The sequence below is a fragment of the Aeromicrobium sp. PE09-221 genome, assembly GCF_002174305.1.
Classification (GTDB): Bacteria; Actinomycetota; Actinomycetes; order Propionibacteriales; family Nocardioidaceae; genus Aeromicrobium.
The window spans coordinates 20,985-36,151 of the sequence record NZ_MIJB01000027.1 but is presented as its reverse complement, the minus strand read 5'-3'; the positions used below and the strand labels follow the sequence as shown (position 1 = coordinate 36,151).

Here is a 15,167-nt window from a genome sequence, read left to right as displayed (position 1 = left end):
GGACACGGAGACGAGCCGCACATCGCGTGCGCCCCGCGGCTTTGGGCAGGTGAGCCGATGAGTCACATGCACGCCGAGCTGGGCCCGCCTCCACCGCTCGCCCCCCATGCCCTGCGCGTCATCGCGCTCGGCGGCCTGGGCGAGATCGGCCGCAACATGACCGTCTTCGAGTTCGGCGGCAAGCTGCTGATCGTCGACTGCGGCGTGCTCTTCCCCGAGGAGCAGCATCCTGGAGTCGACCTGATCCTGCCCGACTTCGGTCCCATCCGCGATCGGCTCGACGATGTCGTCGGCATCGTGCTGACCCACGGTCACGAGGACCACATCGGCGGGGTCCCGTACCTGTTGCGCGAGCGCGGCGACATCCCGGTGATCGGCTCGAAGCTCACCCTGGCCCTCCTCGAGCCCAAGCTGAAGGAGCACCGCCTCAAGCAGGTGCCCAAGCACATCGTCTCAGAGGGAGACGTGCTCTCCTTCGGGCCTTTCGAGTGCGAATTCGTCGCGGTCAACCACTCCATCCCCGATGCCCTCGCCGTGGCGATCAAGACGCCGGCGGGCGTGGCCCTGCACACGGGCGACTTCAAGATGGATCAGTTGCCGCTCGACGGCCGTATCACCGATCTGCGGGCCTTCGCGCGGCTCGGCGAGGCGGGGGTCGATCTCTTCCTCACCGACTCGACCAATTCGGATGTGCCCGGTTTCACGACCGCCGAACGCCAGATCACCCCGGCCATCGACGCGGTGTTCGCCCGCAGCACCAAGCGGATCATCGTGGCCTCGTTCGCGTCCCACGTGCACCGTGTGCAGCAGGTGCTCGACGCCGCGGCGAAGCACGGTCGCAAGGTCGCCTACGTGGGCCGGTCGATGGTGCGCAACATGCAGATCGCCCGTGAGCTGGGCTATCTGCACGTGCCGGATGGCGTCGTGGTGGACAAGGTCGACGCCGCGCCGCCCGAGCAGATGGTGCTCATGTCCACCGGCTCCCAGGGCGAGCCGATGGCCGCGCTGTCGCGTATCGCCAATCGCAGCCACCAGCAGGTGAGTCTGGAGCCGGGCGACACCGTGCTGTTGGCCTCGTCGCTGATCCCGGGCAATGAGAATGCCGTCTACCGGGTGATCGACGGCCTCACCAAGCTCGGTGCCCACGTCGTGCACAAGGGCAATGCTCTGGTGCACGTCTCCGGCCACGCGTCGGCCGGTGAGCTGCTCTACTGCTACAACATCGTCCGACCGCAGAATGTCATGCCGGTCCACGGAGAGATCCGTCATCTGCACGCGAATGCGGCGCTCGCGGAGGCCACCGGCGTGCCGAACGTCATCCTCGCCGAGGACGGTTACGTGGTGGACCTCATCGATGGCCACGCGCAGGTCGTCGGCGCGGTGGACTGCGGCTATGTCTACGTCGACGGCTCCTCCGTCGGCGATCTGACCGACTCGGAGCTGAAGGATCGCCGAGTGCTCGGCGAGGAGGGATTCGTCTCCGCCGTCGTCGTGATCGACTCCACGAACGGCAAGATCATCACCGGACCGGACATCCACGCTCGCGGCCTGGCAGAGGACGACGCCGTCTTCGACGGCGTCCGGTCGAAGCTGATCACGGCCATCGAGGAGGCGCTCGGTGACGGAACGCGCGATCCCCGTCAGCTGCAGCAGGTCATGCGAAGGGTCCTCGGGTCGTATGCCGGGCGAACGCTCCGCCGGCGGCCGATGATCGTGCCGATCGTCCTCGAGGCCTGAGCCGGCTGTTCTCGGTTCGTAACCGGTTCCGTCACCACGCTTAACCTCGGCGAAACAGCCGCTCGTCAGGCTGGTCGGGAGGCGGCCACCCGGGCCGCACCGATCGGGGACGAGCGATGACGAGAGCCACCTTGGTGGTGTGCGCGCAGGGCGTCGAGACACACGCGGGTCGCGCCGCACTGGCGTCTGTGGTGCACGGAGTCCGGCGTGAGACGCGGGAGTTCGACGTCGTCGACGCCTTCGTCGGTACCCAGCACCCGGACGTCGCCGAGGTGGTAGCTCAGCTGCCGGGTCGGCGCATCGTCGTGCCGTTGACGCTCTGGCATGACGAGGAGGTCACGGCGCGACTGCGGCACCTCGCCTCCGCGCTGCCGGGTGTCACCGTGGCCGCGCCGATCGGCCCGGACTGGCTGCTCGCCGAGCTCGGTGTGCGGAGACTGATCGAGGCTGGGGCCCGTCCGGGTGACTCCATCGTGCTCGCGGCAGGTCCCGCGGGCTCAGCGCGCGCTCGGCACGACATCGCGAAGGCGGCACGACTGCTCAGCGCGGTGTGGGGTGGTCGTGTGCACGTCGCCGGCGACATGAGCGGGCCCGAACTGGCGGAGGCGATCGACATCGCCCGGGCGTATCAGCGACGGGTGGTGGTCTCGATCTATGCGTTGACGATGTCGCAGGCGACCAGCCGTATCGGGCGATTGGGAGCCGATGTGGTGACGGCGCCGCTCCTCAGCGCCAGTGTTGGCGAGCCCGGGGTGATCTCGCTCGTCCGGTCCCGTGCCACGACCCGCGGTTCGTGGGTCGCCATCGGTAGCGATCCCGCCCGCGGCGCCTGAACCAGCTCGGTTCACCAGGCTGATGTGATCAACCGGGTGTGCCCGGGCCTTGTCGGTTCACCGCACACCGGAATCGGGCAGTGCGAGGGTGGTGTGGGGTCGACGGCGGGAGGTGTTTTCGCTGATCGATCGCGCACCGTGCCCTCGGGGAGGGAGTGTCGTAGCCGGGCAACCCTCGAGTCGTGGTTTAGCCTTGGAACATGGCGACCCGAACGTCTTCCCCGTCGCAGAAGCGACCGTCCGGAGGCCAGGCCCGTAAGAAGCCTGCGGCGAAGAAACCGCAGGCGCGTAAGCCTGCGCCCAAGTCCGCTGCGCGTTCCGGCCCCAGTCCCGCAGGCTCGGCCGTGCAGGCCGTCGGCCGAGGGGTGCGGGCGGTCTGGTCCGGTATCGCCGGTGCCACGGGGGCTGTTGCCCGCAGCATCGGCACGGGCGCCAAGGAACTGGATCCCGCACAGCGACGCGATGGCGTCGGCTTCGCGATCCTCGCGATCGCGATCGTGACCGCCGCCGCGGTCTGGTGGGATGTCTCGGGCGCCGTGGGCAGGGGAGTCCGCCAAGCCGCGACCGGTACGGTCGGCCTCCTCGCCTGGGCGATCCCCATCGTCCTGGTCGTCATCGCCTGGCGCACGTTGCGTCATCCTGATCGGAACGGTCCCGTCGGGCGGCAGGTGATCGGCTGGAGCGCGATCTGCGGCGGCGTGCTCGGACTCGTCCATCTCGCCCATGACGTTCCACGCCCCGGCGACGGTGCGGGCAGCATGGGGGAGGCCGGAGGAGCGATCGGTTTCCTCTTCTCCGCGATCCTCATCGATCTGCTCAAGAGCCCCTTCGTGGTGGCGCCGCTCCTGGTGCTGCTAACCATCTTCGGGGTGCTCGTGGTGACTGGGACGCCCCTGTACGCAGTGCCGGATCGGCTGCGCGCCGGACGTGACCGTCTCCTCGGTCGACATCGCGATGCCGACCCCGTCGAGGCAGCCGCGGCGACACCGGCGCGCAAGCGCCACCCCCGCACCAGCTTCGAGAACGCCGACGAGCCCTACGAGAATCCCCTCGTAGAGGGCCCCGCTGAGCCCGATGCGATCGACATTGCCGCCGGGCACGATATCGACGAGCCGGCCCCCTTCCCGGTGACGGAGACGGACGAGGAGTCCATGGCGCCGCCGCCCGTTCCGGCGGCGGACAAGCCCATCGAGCCGATACCGGTGCGTGCCGAGCAACTGGCCCTCTCGGGAGACATCGTCTACACGCTCCCCGATCCGACTGTCCTGCGTGAGGGCACGCCGCCTAAGGCGCGTAGCTCGGCTTCCGATGCCGTGGTCGGCCGCCTCACCGAGGTGCTCGAACAGTTCAAGATCGATGCGACGGTCACCGGGTACACGCGCGGACCGACGGTCACGCGCTATGAGGTCGAGCTCGGCCCGGCCGTCAAGGTCGAGAAGGTCACCGCGCTCAGCAAGAACATCTCCTATGCCGTGGCCTCCAATGAGGTGCGCATTCTCAGCCCGATCCCCGGAAAGTCGGCGATCGGTATCGAGATCCCCAATGTCGACAAGGAGATGGTCTCGCTCGGTGATGTCCTGCGATCGAGCAAGGCGCGAGGCGACCATCACCCGATGGTCATCGGGCTCGGCAAGGATGTCGAGGGCGGTTTCGTGCTGGCGAATCTCGCCAAGATGCCCCACATGCTCGTCGCGGGAGCCACGGGTTCGGGCAAGTCGAGCTTCGTCAACTCCATGATCAGCTCGCTGCTCATGCGAGCGACGCCCGATGAGGTACGGATGATCCTCGTCGATCCCAAACGCGTCGAGTTGACGGCCTATGAGGGCATCCCGCATCTCATCACGCCGATCATCACCAATCCGAAGAAGGCCGCTGAGGCCCTGCAATGGGTCGTCCGTGAGATGGATCTTCGGTATGACGATCTCGCGGCCTTCGGGTATCGGCACATCGACGACTTCAACAAGGCAGTCTCCTCGGGCAAGCTGCAGGCGCCGCCGGGCAGCGAGCGGGTGCTAGCGCCCTACCCCTACCTGCTGGTCGTGGTCGACGAGCTCGCTGACCTCATGATGGTCGCTCCCCGCGATGTGGAGGACTCGATCGTGCGCATCACTCAGTTGGCGCGCGCCGCCGGTATCCACTTGGTGTTGGCCACACAGCGTCCCAGCGTGGATGTCGTCACGGGCCTGATCAAGGCCAATGTCCCGAGCCGTCTGGCCTTCGCGACGAGCTCGCTCGCCGACAGCCGGGTCATCCTCGATCAGCCGGGAGCCGAGAAGCTGGTCGGCCAGGGTGACGGCCTCTTCTTGCCGATGGGCGCGAACAAGGCGATGCGTATGCAGGGGGCGTGGATCAACGAGAGTGAGATCCAGACCCTCGTCGAGCACTGCAAGGAGCAGCTCAAGCCCTCGTATCGCGAGGACGTGACGGTTCCCCAACAGGCCAAGCGTGAGCTGGATGATGACATCGGCGATGACATGGATCTGGTGCTGCAGGCGGTCGAGCTGGTGGTCAACACACAGTTCGGCTCGACCTCGATGCTGCAGCGCAAGCTGCGCGTCGGTTTCGCCAAGGCGGGTCGTCTGATGGACATCCTGGAGAGCCGCGGCGTGGTCGGTCCGAGTGAGGGCTCCAAGGCGCGCGATGTGCTCGTCAAGCCCGATGACCTTCCCGACATGCTCGCCAGTATCCAGGCCGGCTGAGTCCCCGACCAGGGCGTGACGGGGCATCGGTTCTCCTTCGCGAGCGGTGCGTGAGCGTCCGTTCCAGGATCAGACCGACGCTGTCCCACCGCTCACGGCCGGGACGGGCGCCTCTCCACCGCCCGCAGCAGGGAGACGGGGTTCGTCGGACCAGGGCGCCCGGGCACGCTGAGGGCTTCCGACGTGCTCCATACTGAAGGACATGACCGAGACCGATGGTGCGCCGCCGAGCAACCTCAACATCGCGAATGTGTTGACGGTGATCCGGATTCTCGGCGTCCCGCTGTTCGGCTGGCTGCTGCTCGTCGACGGCGGACAGGACGAGTGGTTGAGGGTCTGGTCGTGGGTCGCGTTCGTGGCACTCATGGCGACGGACAAGATCGACGGTGACCTGGCGCGTAAGCACGGGCTGGTCACCGATTTCGGCAAGATCGCCGATCCCATCGCCGACAAGGCACTCACCGGTATGGCCTTCGTCGGGCTCGCGATCATCTTCGACCACTGGCTCTTCTGGACGGTCACGATCCTCATGCTCGTGCGCGAGTGGGGCATCACCCTCATGAGATTCTTCATGGTACGTCGCGGCGTGGTGATGCCGGCGAGTCGCGGAGGCAAGCTCAAGACGGTCCTGCAGGCATTCGCCATCGGCGGATATCTGCTGCCCTTCGAGCTGTGGGGCAATCTCGTCTCCGATCTGCTCCGCTGGGCGACCCACGGCGTGATGGCGGGCACGGTGATCGTCACGGTCGTCACGGGCGCCCACTACGTCGTGGAGGCGCGCCGGCTAGCCAAGGCGGCAGCGCGGTGAAGGCCGAGGAGATCATCGCGTCGCTGATCGCCGCCGGCCAGCACGTAGCCACCGCCGAGTCGCTGACCGGTGGTCTGGTATGCGCTGTCCTGGTCGATCCCCCGGGTGCTTCGGAGGTCGTCCGCGGCGGGATCGTCGCCTATCAGCCGGAGATGAAGTCCACGCTGCTCGGCGTGTCGGCCGATCTGATCGAGGAACGGGGCACCGTCTGCGCGGAGGTCGCGACCGCGCTCGCCTCGGGCGCGCGCCGCGAGCTCGGCGCGGCATGGGGCGTCGGCACGACCGGTGTGGCCGGTCCCGGGCCCTCCGAGGGCCGGGCACAGGGCACGGTCTTCGTCGCCGTCGCGGGGCCGGACGATGTCGCGGTGGCCGAGGAGCTCCATCTTTCCGGGGACCGGAACCAGGTCCGTTCGGGGGCGGTGGACGCGGCGCTGTCACTGCTGCGCGCTAGGCTGAGGGAACAAGCGGGTTCCGGTCCGCGTTGACCACAGACGAAGACCACGTCAGGAGGAGCCCATGACCACGATGCGACAGCTCGTCGGCGAGGTGCTCCGCGCGCGCCGGCTGGCCCAGGGACTCACCCTGCGCGATGTATCCGCCCGGGCACGCGTGAGCCTGGGGTACATCTCGGAGGTCGAGCGCGGGCAGAAGGAACCGAGTTCCGAACTGCTGGCGGCGCTGGCGACCGCCCTGGACGTCCCGTTGAGCAAGGTTCTGCTGGATGTCAGCTCGCTGATGGAGGTCGAGGAGGCCGCTGAGCTGGCCACCGTCTCCACCATCGCCCCGAACAAGGTCGAGGTCTCGGCCGCCTGATGCGTCACAGCGAGTTCTGGGCGCGGATGGACCAGCACCTGGGCAGCGCCTATTCGGCCTCCTGGGCCTCGCAGCAGTCGATCGCCTCATTGGGTGACCGCACGGTCGCCGAGGCCCTCGAGGCCGGTGTGCCCCCGCAGCGTGTCTGGCGTGCCGTGCACGCGGTGCTCGAACTCCCGGCCTCGGAGCGGTGACGCGCGGTGCGGCCGGTCGTGCCGAGCCGCTGTGCGTCCACGCCGATCCGACCGATATCCGTTCTGCGTCTTCGTGGGATGACGGCGTGTCGCGCGCGGTCGAACACCTGTTCGCCTAGACTGTGATCCACAGGCTGGACGAGGAAGAACAGCATCCACAGACGAGTCGATGAGGCTCAGGAATGTCAGTGGGTTCTTCTACCGTCGAAGATGGCCCGCCACCCACGACATAGAACAGGACCCACCTCATGGCCAAGAACACCGCGTCCAAGGCCCCCGTCGGCGCCGAAGGCGACAAAGACAAGGCTCTCGACAATGCGATCGCCCAGATCTCCCGCTCCTACGGCAGTGGCGCGGTCATGCGCCTCGGCGACCGCACCAAGGCACCTATCGAGGTGATCCCCACCGGTGCCGTCGCCCTCGATGTGGCCCTCGGCATCGGCGGCCTCCCACGAGGTCGCATCGTCGAGGTCTACGGTCCGGAGTCCTCGGGCAAGACCACCGTCGCGCTGCATGCCGTCGCCAATGCCCAGCGCGCGGGCGGGGTCGCGGCCTTCATTGATGCCGAGCATGCCCTCGACCCGGATTACGCGCGCAAGCTCGGGGTCGACACCGATGCCCTCCTCATCTCGCAGCCGGATTCGGGTGAGCAGGCACTCGAGATCGCCGACATGCTCGTGCGTTCAGGCGCCCTGGACATCATCGTCATCGACTCGGTCGCCGCCTTGGTGCCCCGCGCGGAGATCGACGGTGAGATGGGTGACAGCCATGTGGGACTGCAGGCCCGGCTGATGAGCCAGGCACTGCGCAAGATGACCGGTGCCATCAACGGCTCGGGCACCACGGCCATCTTCATCAACCAGTTGCGCGAGAAGATCGGTGTGATGTTCGGATCGCCCGAGACCACCACGGGCGGCAAGGCGCTGAAGTTCTATGCCTCCGTGCGCATGGATGTGCGCCGGATCGAGACCCTCAAGGACGGTACCGACATGGTCGGCAACCGCACCCGGGTCAAGGTCGTCAAGAACAAGATGGCTCCTCCCTTCAAACAGGCCGAGTTCGACATCATGTACGGCCAGGGCATCAGCCGTGAGGGCAGTCTCATCGACCTGGGCGTCGACGCGGGCTTCGTGCGCAAGGCGGGTGCCTGGTACACCTATGAGGGCGACCAGCTCGGACAGGGCAAGGAGAATGCGCGCAACTTCCTGCGCGACAACCCCGATCTCGCCAATGAGCTGGAGAAGCGCATCAAGGAGCATCTCGGTGTCGGGGCTAAAGTCGACGAGCCGGCGACGCCCGCGGACGAGGGTGAGCTGTCGGCCGCGGACTTCTGATGGCACCGCGCACCGCTGAAGGACTGACGGGCCTCGAACTGGAGGAGTTCGCCCGAACGGTGGCGTTGGACCGGTTGACCGATCGCGATCGCAGCCGGTCCGATCTCGCCGGGGCGATGGCCAAGAAGGGGGTCCCTGAGGAGGTCGCCGTGGTGGTGCTCGACCGTCTCGAAGCCGCCGGTTTGATCGATGACGAGCGTTTCGCCCGGATGTGGGTGGAGTCGCGACAGCGAGTCAAGGGTCTGGCCCGGCCCGCCCTGGCTGTGGAGCTGCGGCGGCACGGCATCGACGACGAGCTCGCTCGCATGGTGCTCGACGATCAGGTACGCGATGAGGATGAACGAGAGGTGGCACGGCGTCTGGTGCGTGGGCGCATCTCTCGACTGCGCGGCCTCGATGCACAGGTGCAAGTACGCCGACTGGCGAGCCTGCTCGCCCGCAAGGGTTATCCATCGTCCATGGCCTTCGAGGTCGTGCGCGAGGAGTTGGCCGCTGATATCGAGCACAGCGAGTGATCCGCGATGTGGCGGTTCCGGCCTTTCACCGATGCCGACCTCGGTCTTCTCGTTCGGTGGCGGCAGGAAGCCCATGTGCTCAGGTGGTTCCCCCGCGCGTATGCCGGGGTGGACGAGGCGCGGCAGCTGCTGGAGGAACGACTGCAGGGGGACTCGCCCGTGCAGATGTGGATAGCGAGCCTGGACGGACGTCCGATCGGGTTCCTGCAGAGTTTCCCGGTGGCGGCCGACCCTGACCTCGCCGTGCGGGTCCGCGATCAGCACGCCGTCTGCTTCGACTTCCTGATCGGTGATCCCGAGTCGACCGGGCGAGGCCTCGGCAGCTCCATGATCGCCGGCTTCTGCCGTCAGGTGCTGATCGAGCGGTATCCGGCGGCACCGCGCTTCATCGCACTGCCGGATGCGCGCAACCATCGCTCGATCGCCGCACTGGGCAGGGCGGGTTTCGAGCGCGGACTCTGGATCCAGCCGGATGCCGCCGAGTACGCGGAAGTAACATGCAGCGCCCCGCGCGCGGCCTTCACGCCTGATTCCTCTACGCTCGGCCCATGACATCGACCTTCGACCTCTACACGCGGGTTCGAGCGCTGCCCCTGGGGGACCGGTTGTTCTCGCTCGCCTTCGGGCTCAAGGCGCCCTACTTCCGCACGATCCGCCCGCGGGTGACCCTGATGCGCGAGCACGAGGCCGAGGTCGTTGTCCGTAAGCGATGGGGTGTGCACAATCACATCGGCACCGTGCACGCGATCGCGGTCTGCAATGGCTTGGAGGCGGCGATGGGGCTGCTGGCCGAGGCGACGGTGCCCGCGGGGCACCGATGGCTTCCCAAAGGGATGGAGGTCGAGTACCTCGCCAAATCCACGAGCGATCTGGTGTGTCGCGCGGAGACGACGGAGGAGGACTGGGCTGGAGCCCCCGATGTTCCGGTCGTTGTCACGGCCACACGCGATGACGGAACGGTCGTGGTGCGTGGCAGGATCCACCTGTGGGTCACGCCGGTCGGCTGAGCGCCTCCCGCCCGTCGGAGAGCGACCTACGTCGTGCCATGGCTCAGGCCGCCGTAGGCTGTCCGGGCTTGTCGGCGAGGGCTTGCGGTGGCCGCGCCCCGGTGATATGCCGTTCGGCCCAGCGGCCCAAGGCGGTCAGCAGGAGATTCAGCACGATGTAGATCGCGGCGAGGACCAATGCGGTCGCCAGGCGATTGTCGAAGGTCCGCCAGATCTCACGGCCGGTCGTCGTCAGGCCCGCCGCAAGGATGTAGTAGCCGAGGCTGGTGTCCTTCAGCGCCACGATGCACTGGCTGATGATCGCTGGCGTCATGATCTTGATCGCCTGCGGAAGCTGGACGATCCGCATCACCGCTGACTTGCGCAACCCGACGGCGAAGGCCGCCTCCACCTGACCCTTCGGCACGGCATTGATGCCGGCACGGAAGGTCTCTGCCAGCACCGATCCGTTGTAGAGGATCAAGGCGATGACCAACGGCGCGATCGTGCCGAGGCGTGTGTCGTAGGCGTAGAACCAGACGAAGATGATCAGCAGCAGCAACGGCACGGCGCGGAAGAACTCGACGATGACCCAGGCGAACCACCGCACGGGGAGGTGATCCGATAGCTTCGCGACGCCGAAGATCACTCCGAAGACGAGTGCCCCCGCGATCGAGAGGGCGGCGATCCACAAGGTATCGAGGGTGGCACGGGCCAGCAGCTCGATGTACCGCGGGGTGTAGAAGACCTCCCACTTGTCGGCGGTGAGCTGGTCACGGCTCCAGAGCCGCCAGATCACGGCGGCGAGGAGCAGGACGATGCCGATCACCGTGAGGAGGCCGAAGAGGCGATAGCGGGCCCGGGCCTTGGGGCCGGGCGCGTCGTAAAGGACTGTGGAGGCGCTCATCGGGCGTTCACCGCGAATCGTCGTTCGAAGGCCGTCGCGATCCAGGAGATCACCGCGACGATGAGGATGTAGCCGAGGGCGATGCCCAGGAAGATGAAGATCATCTGGGAGGCGTAGTCATTGAACAGCCCGCGCATGCGATAGGTCGCCTCGGCCACGCCGAAGGTCGCCGCCAGGGACGTGTTCTTGGTGAGGGCGATGAAGACGCTCGCCAACGGCGGGACCACCAGGCGGAAGGCCTGGGGAAGGACCACCTGGGACATCGACTGGGTGAAAGGCATGCCGATCGCTCGAGCGGCCTCGGCCTGGCCGAGCGGGACGCCGTTGAAGCCCGATCGGATCGCCTCGGTGACGAAGGATGCGGTGTAGAAGCCCATCGCGAGGCTGATGTTGATGAAGAAGCCGAAGTCGATGCCGACCTCGGGCAGTCCGTAATAGGTGATGAGGATCAGCACGAGCAGCGGCGTGTTGCGGAAGATCGTCACAAAGCCGATGGCGACGCCGCGCAGGATCGGCACGGGGGAGACACGTGCGAGGGCGACGAGCGTGCCCAGTACGAGGGCGATGGCCCCCGAGAGCCCGAGCAGCTTCAGCGTCTCGCCGAAGCCGCGCAGGATGCTGAGCCAGTTATCGGTCAACCAGTCCATGGATCACCTTCAGGTCGGTCACATCGGCGGGCGGGGCTGAGGCCGCCCCGCCCGCCGATGACGGAATCAGGACTCGCAGGGGTCGAGCTCGGGCGGTGTGCCCGCGTCCGCGCCGCCCTTGCCGAGGGTCTCATCGAAGGCCGTCTCCCAATCACCGTTGTCGAAGGCATCGGTGAGGGTGTCGTTGAGGAACTCGCACAACTCGGGAGCGTCCTTGCTGTAGCCGATGCCGTAGCGCTCCTCGGAGAAGGGTTCGCCGACGACCTTCAGCTCGCCCTCGTTCTCGGCGGCGTAGCCGAGCAGGATGGCCTCATCCGTCGTGACCGCGTCGACTGAGCCGCTCAGCAGCTGATCCACGCACTCCGAGTAGGTGTCGAAGCCGGCCGGGTCCGCGCCGTACTCCTCCTCGATGAGCTTGATCGGGGTGGAGCCGGTGACCGAGCAGACGCTCTTGCCCTCGAGATCGTCAGGTCCCTGGATGGAGTCGTCATCCTCGCGGACGAGCAGGCCCTGGCCGGTGACGTAGTACGGGCCTGCCTGCCCGACGACCTGACGGCGATCATCGGTGATCGAGTACGAGGCGATGACGAAGTCGACCGTGCCGTTCTGCAGGAACTGCTCGCGGTTCTGCGAGATCGTCTCGACCCACTCGATGTCATCGGCCTCGATGCCGAGGTGCGCGGCGACGATCTTGCCGATCTCGGGGTCGAAGCCGGTCGGATCGTCCTGTCCGGCGGCGCGGAAGCCGATTCCCGGCTGGTCGTACTTCACGCCGATCTTCACGGTGCCCTGCTCGTTGAGCTCGGCCATCCGGGTGCCGTCGTCGAAGCTGACGTCCTGGACCTCGTAGTCGGTGTCCGGTGCCGTCTCGTCGTCCGAGCCGGCGTCGCCGCAGGCGGCGAGCGCCAGAACCGAGGCGGCCGCGATGGACGCCAGGCGAGCTGTGGTGGACCTCATGGGATTTCCTTCCGTCGGGGTTGTGGCGGAGCGGTCAGTGCTCAGTGCTTGAGGATCTTGCCGAGGAAGTCCTTGGCGCGATCGCTCTTCGGATCGGTGAAGAACTCCTCGGGAGCGTTCTCCTCGACGATGCGCCCGTCGGACATGAACACGACCCGGTTCGCGGCGGTGCGGGCGAAGCCCATCTCGTGGGTGACCACGATCATCGTCATGCCCCGCTCGGCGAGGTCGACCATCGTGTCGAGGACCTCCTTGATCATCTCCGGATCGAGGGCCGAGGTCGGCTCGTCGAAGAGCATCACCTTCGGCTCCATGGCGAGCGCTCTGGCGATCGCGACACGTTGCTGCTGTCCGCCCGATAGCTGAGCGGGGAGCTTGGACGCCTGGTTGGCGACGCCGACCCGCTCGAGGAGCTCGTGGGCTCTTTGTTCGGCGTCGCTCTTCTTCTGTCCCCGGACCTTGATCGGGCCGAGGGTCACGTTCTCGAGCACGGTCTTGTGCGCGAAGAGATTGAAGGATTGGAAGACCATGCCCACATCCGCACGCAGGCCCGCGAGCGCCTTGCCCTCCTCGGGCAGGATCTTGCCGTCGATCTCGATGGTGCCCTCGTCGATCGTCTCGAGGCGATTGATCGTGCGACAGAGGGTCGATTTACCCGAGCCCGAAGGACCGATGACGACGACCACCTCGCCGGAGGCTACGTCGAAGTCGATGTCCTGCAGGACGTGCAACCGCCCGAACCACTTCTGGACGCCGCGCATGGAGACCATGGGGGGAGCAGTTTCAGCCATGGACCATAGCCAATCGGAACCGGAAGTGCCGCGCAACGTCCGGAGGCCTTCGGGAGCCGTCGTTCACCGAAACGTAATAGGACTCCGCATGCACGGGCGGGGTGCGCAGCAGCGTCCACGAAGGCTCACAACCAGGAGCGCGAGGGTTTCTGCGAGGGACTTCCGTAGTGCTGGGGCGGGGAGGCGTCCGGGGCTCCCTTCGGGGCTGGGGATGTGGAACGGATCGTCGCATCGCCCGGCCGGAGGGGTGTCTCACTGTTCGGCGTATCCTGGCGTGGTTATGGCGAAGACGTATGAGGTCCGTACTTACGGCTGCCAGATGAACGTCCACGACAGCGAGCGACTGTCGGGGCTCCTCGAGACGGCCGGCTACTCTCGAGCCAGTGACGGCGCCACCCCCGATCTCGTCGTGTTCAACACGTGCGCGGTCCGTGAAAATGCCGACAACAAGCTCTATGGCAATCTCGGCCACGTCGCGAGCATCAAGGCGCAGAACCCCGGTATGCAGATCGCCGTGGGAGGCTGCCTCGCGCAGAAGGACAAGGACACCATCACGCGTCGAGCGCCCTATGTCGACGTGGTGTTCGGCACCCACAACATCGGTTCGTTGCCGGTCCTGCTGGAACGGGCGCGGATCGAGCAGGAGTCCCAGGTCGAGATCCTCGATGCGCTGGAGACCTTTCCGTCCACCCTGCCCACCAAGCGCGATTCGGTGTTCGCCGCGTGGGTGTCGATCAGCGTGGGGTGCAACAACACCTGCACGTTCTGTATCGTGCCCAGCCTGCGTGGCAAGGAACGCGATCGTCGTCCCGGCGACATCCTCGCCGAGATCGAGGCCCTGGTCGCCGATGGCGTCGTGGAGGTGACGTTGCTGGGACAGAATGTCAACAGCTATGGAGTGGAGTTCGGCGATCGGCAGGCGTTCTCGAAGCTGTTGCGGGCCTGCGGAGAGATCGAAGGTCTGGAGCGGGTGCGGTTCACGAGTCCGCATCCCAAGGACTTCACCGACGATGTGATCGCCGCGATGGCCGAGACCCCCAATGTCATGCCCCAGTTGCACATGCCGCTGCAGTCGGGATCCGACCGTGTCCTCAAGGCGATGCGCCGCTCCTACCGTCGAGGCAAGTTCCTCGGCATCCTCGATCGCGTGCGCGAGGCAATGCCCGATGCGGCCATCACTACCGACATCATCGTCGGCTTCCCCGGTGAGACCGAGGAGGACTTCCAGCAGACCCTCGAGGTCGTGCGCGAGGCGCGGTTCAGCAGCGCCTTCACCTTCCAGTACTCCCAGCGTCCCGGCACACCGGCGGCCGAGCTGCCCGATCAGTTGCCCAAGGAGATCGTGCAGGAGCGGTATGAGCGCTTGGCAGCCTTGGTCGACGAGGTGGCCTGGGCGGAGAGCCGCACGCGCGAGGGCGAGGTCGTCGAACTGTTGGTCGCCGACAAGGCGCACGCGGGCGGTCGTAAGGACGCGGAGACCCGTCGGCTGAGCGGCCGGGCGCGCGACAACCGGCTGGTGCACTTCCAGCCGGGGGAGAGGGACGTCCGCCCGGGTGACCTCGTCATCACACGTGTCACCCATGCCGCGCCGCACTATCTGGTGGCCGACGGAGATCCGATCGAGGTGCGTCGTACACGAGCCGGTGACGCGTGGGAGGCCCGCCAGGGCCAGACCGAGGTGCGTCCGGGCGCGGTCGGACTCGGCATGCCGGGACTCGGCGTGCCTGCTCCGCTGCCCCCGGCCCCTGCCTGTTCCGTCGCGCCCTGACCATGCCGCGGTGACGTAGACACGTCTCGCCGTGCCCGAGAGGTGTGTACCGCACCGCGCGGAGTGGTGGTGTGTGTCGATCACCGCTAGCAAGCTGCGCACTCGGCGTACGATGAGCGCGCCGTTCACTGTCGATACGAGCCGGTAACACGGAGCCCGCCGATAGGTACTCAGGCGA

16 protein-coding genes are annotated in these 15,167 nt (G+C 66.9%); 12 read left to right on the top strand and 4 right to left on the bottom strand.

Annotation, left to right across the window (positions count from 1 at the left end; translation table 11 throughout):
- Window positions 1–57: 57 nt before the first annotated feature.
- The 11 genes from BHE97_RS14685 to BHE97_RS14635 all read left to right on the top strand — a co-directional run bounded on the left by BHE97_RS14685 (window position 58) and on the right by BHE97_RS14635 (window position 9,940).
- A complete protein-coding gene (locus BHE97_RS14685) occupies window positions 58–1,737 on the top strand; it encodes a ribonuclease J (protein ID WP_087624784.1) in 1,680 nt (559 codons plus the stop codon).
- A gap of 116 nt (window positions 1,738–1,853) precedes the next feature.
- Entirely contained in the window at window positions 1,854–2,570 is a 717-nt protein-coding gene (locus tag BHE97_RS14680) for a hypothetical protein (protein WP_087624783.1), read from the top strand.
- Window positions 2,571–2,770: 200 nt separating this feature from the next.
- Window positions 2,771–5,269 carry a DNA translocase FtsK gene (locus tag BHE97_RS14675; RefSeq protein WP_170931441.1) on the top strand — a complete coding sequence of 833 codons (2,499 nt, stop codon included), beginning with the start codon at window positions 2,771–2,773 and terminating at the stop codon, window positions 5,267–5,269.
- 202 nt (window positions 5,270–5,471) lie between these two features.
- A complete protein-coding gene (locus BHE97_RS14670) occupies window positions 5,472–6,077 on the top strand; it encodes a CDP-alcohol phosphatidyltransferase family protein (RefSeq protein WP_087624781.1) in 606 nt (201 codons plus the stop codon).
- Window positions 6,074–6,562 carry a nicotinamide-nucleotide amidohydrolase family protein gene (locus BHE97_RS14665; RefSeq protein WP_087624780.1) on the top strand — a complete coding sequence of 163 codons (489 nt, stop codon included), beginning with the start codon at window positions 6,074–6,076 and terminating at the stop codon, window positions 6,560–6,562. The genes BHE97_RS14670 and BHE97_RS14665 overlap by 4 nt, the downstream gene beginning before the upstream one ends.
- Window positions 6,563–6,593: 31 nt before the next feature.
- A complete protein-coding gene (locus BHE97_RS14660) occupies window positions 6,594–6,890 on the top strand; it encodes a helix-turn-helix domain-containing protein (protein ID WP_087624779.1) in 297 nt (98 codons plus the stop codon).
- Window positions 6,890–7,084: a DUF3046 domain-containing protein gene (locus tag BHE97_RS14655; RefSeq protein WP_087624778.1), complete on the top strand. Its 195-nt coding sequence runs from the start codon at window positions 6,890–6,892 to the stop codon at window positions 7,082–7,084. Before BHE97_RS14660 ends, BHE97_RS14655 begins: the two co-directional genes overlap by 1 nt.
- A gap of 248 nt (window positions 7,085–7,332) precedes the next feature.
- On the top strand, window positions 7,333–8,418 hold the full coding sequence (gene recA, locus BHE97_RS14650; RefSeq protein WP_087624777.1) for a recombinase RecA: 1,086 nt from the start codon (window positions 7,333–7,335) through the stop codon (window positions 8,416–8,418).
- Entirely contained in the window at window positions 8,418–8,933 is a 516-nt protein-coding gene (locus BHE97_RS14645) for a regulatory protein RecX (protein WP_087624776.1), read from the top strand. Before recA ends, BHE97_RS14645 begins: the two co-directional genes overlap by 1 nt.
- A gap of 6 nt (window positions 8,934–8,939) precedes the next feature.
- Entirely contained in the window at window positions 8,940–9,485 is a 546-nt protein-coding gene (locus tag BHE97_RS14640) for a GNAT family N-acetyltransferase (protein ID WP_087624775.1), read from the top strand.
- Entirely contained in the window at window positions 9,482–9,940 is a 459-nt protein-coding gene (locus BHE97_RS14635; protein ID WP_087624774.1) for a hotdog fold domain-containing protein, read from the top strand. Before BHE97_RS14640 ends, BHE97_RS14635 begins: the two co-directional genes overlap by 4 nt.
- 43 nt (window positions 9,941–9,983) lie before the next feature.
- On the opposite strand, the gene BHE97_RS14630 is transcribed toward BHE97_RS14635, so the two are convergent.
- From BHE97_RS14630 to BHE97_RS14615, 4 genes are all read right to left on the bottom strand, one after another.
- Window positions 9,984–10,826, bottom strand: coding sequence for an amino acid ABC transporter permease (locus BHE97_RS14630; RefSeq protein WP_087624773.1), 843 nt, complete (start codon window positions 10,824–10,826; stop codon window positions 9,984–9,986).
- Window positions 10,823–11,473 carry an amino acid ABC transporter permease gene (locus BHE97_RS14625; RefSeq protein ID WP_087624772.1) on the bottom strand — a complete coding sequence of 217 codons (651 nt, stop codon included), beginning with the start codon at window positions 11,471–11,473 and terminating at the stop codon, window positions 10,823–10,825. Before BHE97_RS14625 ends, BHE97_RS14630 begins: the two co-directional genes overlap by 4 nt.
- Before the next feature lie 66 nt (window positions 11,474–11,539).
- Window positions 11,540–12,430, bottom strand: a complete 891-nt coding sequence (locus BHE97_RS14620) for a glutamate ABC transporter substrate-binding protein (protein WP_087624771.1) — start codon at window positions 12,428–12,430, stop codon at window positions 11,540–11,542.
- Window positions 12,431–12,471: 41 nt separating this feature from the next.
- Complete coding sequence (locus BHE97_RS14615) at window positions 12,472–13,200, bottom strand: amino acid ABC transporter ATP-binding protein (protein WP_140400184.1); 729 nt, start codon at window positions 13,198–13,200, stop codon at window positions 12,472–12,474.
- A 301-nt stretch (window positions 13,201–13,501) separates the two neighbouring features.
- Here BHE97_RS14615 and miaB point away from each other — a divergent pair, with 301 nt between their 5' ends.
- Complete coding sequence (gene miaB, locus BHE97_RS14610; protein WP_170931440.1) at window positions 13,502–14,989, top strand: tRNA (N6-isopentenyl adenosine(37)-C2)-methylthiotransferase MiaB; 1,488 nt, start codon at window positions 13,502–13,504, stop codon at window positions 14,987–14,989.
- Window positions 14,990–15,167 lie beyond the last annotated feature (178 nt).

Bases quoted from the DNA above. Each gene is read 5' to 3' on its own strand.
- miaB (WP_170931440.1), top strand. From the start codon at position 13,502: ATGGCGAAGACGTATGAGGTCCGTACTTACGGCTGCCAGATGAACGTC.
- BHE97_RS14670 (WP_087624781.1), top strand. From the start codon at position 5,472: ATGACCGAGACCGATGGTGCGCCGCCGAGCAACCTCAACATCGCGAAT.
- BHE97_RS14680 (WP_087624783.1), top strand. From the start codon at position 1,854: ATGACGAGAGCCACCTTGGTGGTGTGCGCGCAGGGCGTCGAGACACAC.
- BHE97_RS14675 (WP_170931441.1), top strand. From the start codon at position 2,771: ATGGCGACCCGAACGTCTTCCCCGTCGCAGAAGCGACCGTCCGGAGGC.
- recA (WP_087624777.1), top strand. From the start codon at position 7,333: ATGGCCAAGAACACCGCGTCCAAGGCCCCCGTCGGCGCCGAAGGCGAC.
- BHE97_RS14635 (WP_087624774.1), top strand. From the start codon at position 9,482: ATGACATCGACCTTCGACCTCTACACGCGGGTTCGAGCGCTGCCCCTG.
- BHE97_RS14685 (WP_087624784.1), top strand. From the start codon at position 58: ATGAGTCACATGCACGCCGAGCTGGGCCCGCCTCCACCGCTCGCCCCC.
- BHE97_RS14655 (WP_087624778.1), top strand. From the start codon at position 6,890: ATGCGTCACAGCGAGTTCTGGGCGCGGATGGACCAGCACCTGGGCAGC.
- BHE97_RS14625 (WP_087624772.1), bottom strand. From the start codon at position 11,473: ATGGACTGGTTGACCGATAACTGGCTCAGCATCCTGCGCGGCTTCGGC.
- BHE97_RS14660 (WP_087624779.1), top strand. From the start codon at position 6,594: ATGACCACGATGCGACAGCTCGTCGGCGAGGTGCTCCGCGCGCGCCGG.
- BHE97_RS14640 (WP_087624775.1), top strand. From the start codon at position 8,940: ATGTGGCGGTTCCGGCCTTTCACCGATGCCGACCTCGGTCTTCTCGTT.
- BHE97_RS14630 (WP_087624773.1), bottom strand. From the start codon at position 10,826: ATGAGCGCCTCCACAGTCCTTTACGACGCGCCCGGCCCCAAGGCCCGG.
- BHE97_RS14615 (WP_140400184.1), bottom strand. From the start codon at position 13,200: ATGGTCTCCATGCGCGGCGTCCAGAAGTGGTTCGGGCGGTTGCACGTC.
- BHE97_RS14645 (WP_087624776.1), top strand. From the start codon at position 8,418: ATGGCACCGCGCACCGCTGAAGGACTGACGGGCCTCGAACTGGAGGAG.
- BHE97_RS14620 (WP_087624771.1), bottom strand. From the start codon at position 12,430: ATGAGGTCCACCACAGCTCGCCTGGCGTCCATCGCGGCCGCCTCGGTT.